The sequence below is a fragment of the Methylobacterium sp. WL6 genome, from assembly GCF_008040095.1.
Lineage (GTDB): Bacteria > Pseudomonadota > Alphaproteobacteria > Rhizobiales > Beijerinckiaceae > Methylobacterium.
Genome location: NZ_VRVH01000243.1, coordinates 1 through 7,029 on the forward strand (window position 1 = coordinate 1; position 7,029 = coordinate 7,029).

A 7,029-nucleotide genomic window follows, 5' to 3' on the forward strand; every position below is an offset into this window, starting at 1 on the left:
CCATCTTCTCGGCCTCGACCTTGGACAGGTCGAGCACGTCGTTGATCAGCCCGAGCAGGTGCTGGGCGTTCGACTTGATCTTGCCGAGATCCTTTAGGAGGCTGTCTTGGCCGAGTTCCTCCGCCTCTTCCTCCAGCATCTCCGAATAGCCGATCACCGCGGATAGCGGCGTGCGCAACTCGTGGCTCATGTTAGCGAGGAACCGGCTCTTCGCCCGGCTGTGCTCCTCGGCGGCGTCGCGGGCTTCCTCCAGCGCCGCCTCGTATGCCTCTCGCTCGGTGATGTCGGCGTGTACGCCGACCCACTCGCGGATCGTTCCGTCCGGATTGCGCACCGGCCGTCCCTTGACCGCGAACAGGCGGTACTCGCCGTCCCGGTTCCGAACGCGGTGCCGGAGCTCGTAACCCCTGTTCGCCGCTACGGCCTCGCGCCATGCCGCCTTGGTGGGCTCGACGTCGTCTGGGTGTACGGCCTCCGCCCAGCCCGTCCCCTTGCACCCGGCCTCGGACTGACCGGTGTAGGCCTGCCAGTACGGTTGGGAACCCGTCATGGCGCCCCGCGCGTCGGCGGTCCAGATGATGTCGCCGACCGCCTCGGCGGCGGCCCGGAAACGTTCCTCGCTGGCATGGAGGTGCCGTTGCACCCGCTGCTGGTCGAACGAGGAAGCGACAATGGCCATGAACAGGATCAGGAAGGTCGCGCCCGCAACGTACAGGGCGAGGTGCTGCTGGCCCAGGCCGACGCCGCCGACGTGCGCGGCATGCGCCCCGGCAACCTCCGCCGTGACGGTCGCCGCGGCCATGCCAGTGTAGTGCATCCCGGCGACGGCGAGACCCATCGCGCCCGCGGCGACTAGCTTCTGCCAGACGTCGTTCTGCCGGAAGGTCAGCCACAGCGCGGCGGTCGCCGCGACGACCGCGATGGCGACGGAGGCGGCGACGACGGGCAGGGTGTATGCCAGGTTGCCCGGCACCCGCATCGCGGCCATCCCGGCATAGTGCATCCCGGCGACCCCGACGCCCATCAGTGGGCCGCCGACGAGGACATCGCGAGGGCCGGCCCGCTTGCGGCTAACCCAGGCGAAGGCCCCGCCAGTGGCGACGATAGCGATCAGCAGTGAGGCGACCGTGATGCCGAGGTCGTAGGCGGCGGGCATGCCCATCTCGAAGGCGAGCATGCCGACGAAGTGCATCGCCCAGATCCCGCCTCCCATCGCCACGGAGGCCGCGGCGACCCAGGCCCAGCGCAGGCAGGTCGAGGCCCCACGTACGCGGGCACCGAGGTCGAGCGCTGTGTACGAGGCCAAAAAGGCGATGGCGATGGATAACGCCACGAGGGCGGGGTCGTAGCCGGTATGGACCATGAGAGTTCCGATGAATGTCCCTGGCGCATCTCACAGAACGACAGCGGGCTTGGGGCAATCGCTCAATCGTGAACGCGATGGGCGGCCGGGCCTTCGCGACGTTCGGCGTTCATGCACCGTCGCCCGATGGGGCGGGCGCCGCGGCGGGTGCATCGTCGGGACCGCCGTCACCCGCCGCGGGACTGACCGCCCCTGCCGGCATGACCTTGGCCCCGGCCCTCTCCAACTGCTCGGTGGGGTCGTTGCATTTCCGAACGGTAGTCGATGGCCATGGCGGTCTCGTGAGCTTGGGGGGCTAAGGGTCAGATCAAGAAGGCGGCCTCGACCGGGGTCGGTTCGGCACCGGCGGCGGTGGCCTCGGAACCGCGGACGGGTGGGGCCGAGCCGGCATGCCCGGCCTGGACCAGCGCCCCGATCATCGTCATCAGCGCATAATGCTCCGGCAATCCGCAGCCGGATGCTAGGAAGGCGGCAAGCTCGACGCAGGACGGCGAGTCGCCAGATGGCTCATTCGGCTCGTGGAAGACGAATACGTTCGCCGGGTCGTCGCCGTGGCAGAGGAACCAGCGATCGTCGTTGCTTCCGGAATGGATCAGCGTCCGCATGGTGGGCATCAAGGGGTCCCTCCGGATGTGGTGCTAGAAGTCGGTCGACTCGATGCTGGCGAACGCCGGCGACATACGGGCGCATCAGCCGGAGTTCTTCGTGACGGTTGTCGGCGGGTTCGGGGCGATGGCGGGGGTGGTGAACCGGTCCGGATCGCGTAAGGCCCGGTACGTGGCGGCTTTACGAGGGCGGATGCCCTTGAGCAGCATCACCGCACCGAGACACATCATGAGCACCGGCACCGGGTTGCGTCGGACGGCCACCAGGGCGCCGTCGTAGAGGCCGGCACCGGTCGCGTCGCGACGGACGGCACCGAGCATGTCCTCGACGATGCCGGTCGGGGTCAGGCGCTGCGTGAGATTGTCCAATGTCCGGTCCAGCCGGCCGCGGCTCGCCTCGATCTCGCGCTCCAGTACGTCGGCCTCGCTCGTCATGCGTCCACGTGTTCCTTGATGACGGTAGCGTCTTGTCGACGCTGGCGGCCCGTCCGGGTCGGCATAAGCCAGTTGAGCGAGAACCGTCTCTCGGCTGCCAGCGCCAGGACGATGCCGATGACGAGGAAGACGACGCCGGCGATCAGGGCGGCGAGCGCCTCCGAGCCAACGACGGTGGCCAGCCACGTCACCAGGGCGTCGACTAGGACCAGGAAGCCGACGAGAGCGAACGCGGCAGCGCCGGTCATCGCCGCCAAGCCGACGATCAGGCTTCGCAGGTTGTTGGTCATCTCCTGGCGGAACAGGGCGATCTCGCCCCGGACGACGTCGCTGGCAGCCCGGAGCGCCTCTGCCAGGAGGCCTTGCAGCCTGCCGGGCGGTTGGGGTGGAGGGACGGCGCTCACGGATACCCGCCCCACGCCTGCTTGGGCTCCGCCACCCGGGACTTGCGGACATCGCTTTTGCCGGACCGCAGGACGTGGAAGGCGCCGTATCCCAGCGCCCCCACCACCAGGGTCGTCGCCAGCGGATTGGCGCGCGCGACCACCTCGGCATCGCGATAGAGGTCGCGCCAGCCGCGCCGCGCGACCCGGTCCGAGAACGCATCGAGGTTATCGGCGACCGTGTAGACGAACGGTCTCACCTGAGCCTGGGCGTCGAGCTCGCCGCCGCTCGAACGCAGCGCGCGGGCGAGCTCTGACAGGAAGCCGGCCGCCTCGGACTTGCGCCGGTCGGCATAGCCGCTGGCCTGGTCGCGCACGGCATCGGCCAAGCCGGCCGGCGACTTGGCCGCCTGCATCGGGCTGTTGGCGCCGGGGGGCGGACCCGCAGGTTGGATGGGATCGGTCATGATACTTCTCCTAACCTGCGGGACGTTTCAACTGGGCGCCGGGCCTAGCGGCGGCCGTGCACGACCATCGCGAGGAGGTAGCCGAGCGCGCCGGCCATCGCCGCCATCATCAGGGGCGACTCCTTGGCGTAGCTCGTCACCGTGTCGGCGCCCTGGCGATAGGCGCGCTCGGCGTCGGGGAAGGCGTCGCGGCCCTGCTTCAGCGCGCCCTGCGCAAGGTCGGAAGCCTGGTCGGCCACGTCCCGCACGGCATCCTTTGCCTGCCCGTACAGGTTCTCGACGTTGCCCTTGGCTTCGTTGGCGGCACCCTTTGCCTGGGTCTCGCGGTCGCCGGTCACGTCGCCAACGGCACCCTGGACCTTGCCGCCGAATTCCTTTGCGGCGCCGGTCAAGCGATTCTCGTCCATGGTTCTTCTCCTGTGTCATGGGACCGGACGGCGGGATGCCGGGGGTCCAGGGTGAAGGGGGGCCAGAGCGGCTGAGAGGGCGTCAGTGCGCCGGCAGCCTGCCGTCGGGGGTGTAGCGGTCGACCGCCGAGGGAAGCACCTGTGACAGCCTGGAAAGAAGCTCGTCGCCGGAGAGCCCAGTCTGCTTTATCAGGGTGGCGAGCAGGTCGGGACCAATGGCAGAATGCAGGTGTTCGGCCGGGATCTCGGTGTTCCGGCCCTGCCGGACCCAGGTATCGGCGGCCTCGCCGTGACCGTTGCCGCGGAAGTGCTCGATCAACTGGCTCAGACCCCCACCGAGGAGCCCGCCGGCACCCGTGCCGCCGAGGTTACCCAGAATACCCCCGAGGCCTGGTTGGCCATGCGCCGCACCGGAAGGTGTGGCGTCGGTCGCTCCCTTCAGCATCTCGGCGATCTTGTCCTTGTTCTGGAACCCGGCCACGGCGAGCAGGCCGAGCAAGGCGGTCATGGAGGGAAAGCCGTCACTCATCGCGTGTCTCCTGTGGTCGTGTATGCCGTTCACCGCGGCTGAGTGGCGGTGCCTTAGCCGGTCGTCGGGTTGGTCGGGTTGTCGTCGGTCGGTCCGAGCTTCTGCGTCTCCGGACGGTCGTCGGTCGCAACCTCTTCCAGGGTCATGTCGGGGGGCGTTGTCCCACGCTCCGGCATCGGGTCCGTCGGGGATTGCGCGGGAGGCTTTGCCGGCCCGTCGACCCACGCGTCGGGCTCCGCGAGGTTGAAGTCGTAGCCCTGCGAGCCGACCTCGGTGGCCTGGATCGTCAGGACCTTGCAGCCGTGGACCGAGGCGTGGGGACCGTGCACGACGCCGGCCGCGTGCGTCAGGTACGTCCCGGGCCCGAGGCTGCGACCCGTGTCCACGAGGTCACCCTCCAGCACGTAATGGGCTTCCGCTCCGTTCCTGTGGAAGTGTGCCGGGATCTCGGCGCCCGGCTTGATGTGGATGATGGTGGCGACCCCCCCGCGCGACGCGTCGACATTAAGCAGCTGGGCCTCGATGCCCTCCGGGGTCGCCCCCGGGAGCTTGATCCCGGAGATTGCGATTCCGTCTGCCACGGCGACCAGCGAACCGTCGTTACCTATCGTCATCGGGTGTGGTCCGTTCCGGGTTCTAGGTGTGCGTTCGTCATCAGGGGCGGCGGTCCTCGGCCTGTTGCGCCCGGCGTTCGGTCGTGGTCTCCCGCACCCGGTACAAGGCGATGGCCGACCGGCACCCGGGCGAGACCTTCGCCATCTTGGCCCTGAAGCAGGCCTCGACGTGGTCGCCGTTCGGATCGATGCCTGCGCAAAGCCTGAGGTAGTCGCCGGTGCAGGCCGATCGCAGCGCCTCCTCGGAGACGCCGAGATCGCGCGCTTCGGCCGTCACGGTCGGCACAGCGACAAGGGCCGCCAGTGCAAGGATGCGAAGCGAATTCATGGTGGCTGGCGTCCAATGACGGGTGCATCCGTCGAAGCGGGGCGGGGACGGCCGGAGGCCGCCCCCTGGTCCAGGGTCAGAGCGGCTTGTGCGGGACGGTCCCGGTGGCGATGCCGGCCGTGCCGGTACGCTCGACGTTGCCGCGCTCGTCGGTGACCTCGACCTCGGTGTGGCGCACCTTGTCGGTCACGGTTTCGACGCGGTCGGACGCCTCCTTGCGAATGCCGACCTCGCCGACGACGCGAGCTTCCTTCGAGACCACCGCCTGCTCGCGCATCTCGGTCGCCTCGATGACCTTGTCCTCGAACAGGGCCATGTCGCCCGGGGTCACCGCACGGTCGACCACGCGGCGGTCGACGTGCACGGTCTCGTCGCGCAGCGTGACGTTCTCGCTCACCGCCTTCTCGGCGGCGTAGGTCCTCACCCGCACCCGGCCGCTGTCGACCATGCGCTTGCCGACGTTGAGGCGCTCCTCGACCACCGGAATGTATTCGGTCCCCTGGGCCGTACCGTGAGCGGCGACGTTCCCGGTGGAGCTGGCCGCGTGCAGGCCGGTGCTTTCTGTCGACGTCGCAGTGGTGGCGGCCATCGCCGGCGCGCCGGTGGCTTGGCCGCTCCAGCCGTCCTTGCGCCAGGAGGCCTCGCGCTCGTCCATGTCGATCGAGCCGTGCTCCTCAAGGATGTCGTAGGTTCGTTCGGCGTAGCCATCCTCGACGGTCGCCGTCAGCATGGTGCCGCCGCGGTGCAGACCTTCGGCATGAACGTGGCGATCCTCCTCCGGCATGAAGAACTCCTTCAGCGAGCCCCACATGCCTTCCTCATGGGTCGTGGCGCTTGAAGTACCGGCCTCGCTGCCGGACAGGATCCGGACGCCGACTTCGGGGATGCCGAGGGCGACGAGCTTCGCCTTGGCCGCGGTCGCCTCCGGGTAGGTGTCGTACATTGCGGTGATGGTCTGGGTCATGGTTCGATCTCCGATGAGGGCGTGGGGGACAGGGCCGTGACGTGCCCCTCGGGGGACACGCGTTCGATCACGGCTTGCTGCCTGCGCAGCGTCACCGGCATCTCGACGTCCTCGCCCGCCGTGGTCCGGCGGACATGCACCTCCTCCTTCAGGACGAGGCGCTTCTCGACGACGAGGATCTCTTCGAGGACGGGGATGATGGTGACCCCGTTCTCCTCGCGGACCACCGGGGGCGTCTCGCCCTCGGCCAAGGTCCGGTTGATTGGCACTCGGGTGACCCCGACCATGTCGCTGCGCAGGGTCTCGCGCAGGAACTGCTCGACCGTCTCGGTGCGGGTGGAAACCCGCACCCGTCCGGTCTCCACCGCCCGCTTGTCGATGTGGGCGGTCTCGGCGATCAGCGGGAGCGTTACGCTCTCGCCGACGGCGACCTCCGCCGCCTGCTTGCCTTGTGACCCAAGGAGGCGCGGCTCGATGACGACGGGGTCGCTCACCGTCAGACCCGACGCTGGGTCGTGACGACGGGGGCGGTCCGGGTGAGCACCGGATCGACGGCGGCACCGCGGCCGGCGAAGAAGGCCGACAGCGCACCGAGGATCAGCGCCAGGGCGCCGTAGAGCGCGCCCTGCGAGCCGACGCGGGCGGCGGTATCGGCCGCCTGCTTGGCCTGCTCCTTGGTCTGGGCGACGGTGTCGTTGAACTGCTTGGTGTAGTCGGCGACCTGGGTCCGGGCCTGCTCGACCGGGATATTCTGCGCCTTGGCCAAGGCCTGGGCGGCCTTCTCCTGGGCGTCCTTCTGCTGGGCGCCGTCACCGGTCACTGCAGCGCGCATCGCGCTGACGGCGGCGTTCTTCAGGGCGTCCGGGTCGTTGCCGGTGCCGTTGCGGACCTTGCTCTCGATGTTCGAGAACGGGTTGTCCATGCCCGGCAGCGA

Annotated in this window: 11 protein-coding genes and 1 pseudogene; all 12 read right to left on the reverse strand. The window is 69.1% G+C overall.

What is annotated here, in order from left to right; all coding sequences use genetic code 11:
• A partial coding sequence (locus tag FV230_RS22105; protein WP_147843931.1) for an MHYT domain-containing protein occupies nucleotides 1-1,363 on the reverse strand: 1,363 nt, incomplete at its 3' end.
• Between the two features lie 302 nt (nucleotides 1,364-1,665).
• Nucleotides 1,666-1,977 (reverse strand): hypothetical protein, encoded by a 312-nt coding sequence (locus tag FV230_RS22110; RefSeq protein ID WP_187275583.1) that lies wholly within the window; start codon nucleotides 1,975-1,977, stop codon nucleotides 1,666-1,668.
• Between the two features lie 75 nt (nucleotides 1,978-2,052).
• On the reverse strand, nucleotides 2,053-2,403 hold the full coding sequence (locus FV230_RS22115; protein ID WP_147843932.1) for a DUF3618 domain-containing protein: 351 nt from the start codon (nucleotides 2,401-2,403) through the stop codon (nucleotides 2,053-2,055).
• Entirely contained in the window at nucleotides 2,400-2,807 is a 408-nt protein-coding gene (locus FV230_RS22120) for a phage holin family protein (RefSeq protein WP_147843933.1), read from the reverse strand. The genes FV230_RS22115 and FV230_RS22120 overlap by 4 nt, the downstream gene beginning before the upstream one ends.
• Complete coding sequence (locus FV230_RS22125; protein WP_147843934.1) at nucleotides 2,804-3,253, reverse strand: hypothetical protein; 450 nt, start codon at nucleotides 3,251-3,253, stop codon at nucleotides 2,804-2,806. Before FV230_RS22125 ends, FV230_RS22120 begins: the two co-directional genes overlap by 4 nt.
• 44 nt (nucleotides 3,254-3,297) lie before the next feature.
• Entirely contained in the window at nucleotides 3,298-3,660 is a 363-nt protein-coding gene (locus FV230_RS22130) for a CsbD family protein (RefSeq protein WP_147729134.1), read from the reverse strand.
• A gap of 82 nt (nucleotides 3,661-3,742) precedes the next feature.
• Nucleotides 3,743-4,189 carry a YidB family protein gene (locus FV230_RS22135; RefSeq protein WP_147843935.1) on the reverse strand — a complete coding sequence of 149 codons (447 nt, stop codon included), beginning with the start codon at nucleotides 4,187-4,189 and terminating at the stop codon, nucleotides 3,743-3,745.
• A 53-nt stretch (nucleotides 4,190-4,242) separates the two neighbouring features.
• Nucleotides 4,243-4,803 carry a cupin domain-containing protein gene (locus FV230_RS22140; protein ID WP_147843936.1) on the reverse strand — a complete coding sequence of 187 codons (561 nt, stop codon included), beginning with the start codon at nucleotides 4,801-4,803 and terminating at the stop codon, nucleotides 4,243-4,245.
• Nucleotides 4,804-4,843: 40 nt separating this feature from the next.
• Nucleotides 4,844-5,131, reverse strand: coding sequence for a 3',5'-cyclic-nucleotide phosphodiesterase (locus FV230_RS22145; protein WP_147843937.1), 288 nt, complete (start codon nucleotides 5,129-5,131; stop codon nucleotides 4,844-4,846).
• A gap of 76 nt (nucleotides 5,132-5,207) precedes the next feature.
• A complete protein-coding gene (locus FV230_RS22150) occupies nucleotides 5,208-6,095 on the reverse strand; it encodes a YsnF/AvaK domain-containing protein (RefSeq protein WP_147843938.1) in 888 nt (295 codons plus the stop codon).
• Nucleotides 6,092-6,589 (reverse strand): YsnF/AvaK domain-containing protein, encoded by a 498-nt coding sequence (locus FV230_RS22155; RefSeq protein ID WP_147843939.1) that lies wholly within the window; start codon nucleotides 6,587-6,589, stop codon nucleotides 6,092-6,094. Before FV230_RS22155 ends, FV230_RS22150 begins: the two co-directional genes overlap by 4 nt.
• Before the next feature lie 2 nt (nucleotides 6,590-6,591).
• Nucleotides 6,592-7,029 (reverse strand): annotated as a pseudogene (locus FV230_RS22160) (PhnA-like protein); the annotation flags it as partial.

Coding starts and splice junctions, on each gene's coding strand:
- FV230_RS22110 (WP_187275583.1), bottom strand. CDS start 1,977: ATGCCCACCATGCGGACGCTGATCCATTCCGGAAGCAACGACGATCGC.
- FV230_RS22150 (WP_147843938.1), bottom strand. CDS start 6,095: ATGACCCAGACCATCACCGCAATGTACGACACCTACCCGGAGGCGACC.
- FV230_RS22145 (WP_147843937.1), bottom strand. CDS start 5,131: ATGAATTCGCTTCGCATCCTTGCACTGGCGGCCCTTGTCGCTGTGCCG.
- FV230_RS22135 (WP_147843935.1), bottom strand. CDS start 4,189: ATGAGTGACGGCTTTCCCTCCATGACCGCCTTGCTCGGCCTGCTCGCC.
- FV230_RS22125 (WP_147843934.1), bottom strand. CDS start 3,253: ATGACCGATCCCATCCAACCTGCGGGTCCGCCCCCCGGCGCCAACAGC.
- FV230_RS22130 (WP_147729134.1), bottom strand. CDS start 3,660: ATGGACGAGAATCGCTTGACCGGCGCCGCAAAGGAATTCGGCGGCAAG.
- FV230_RS22140 (WP_147843936.1), bottom strand. CDS start 4,803: ATGACGATAGGTAACGACGGTTCGCTGGTCGCCGTGGCAGACGGAATC.
- FV230_RS22115 (WP_147843932.1), bottom strand. CDS start 2,403: ATGACGAGCGAGGCCGACGTACTGGAGCGCGAGATCGAGGCGAGCCGC.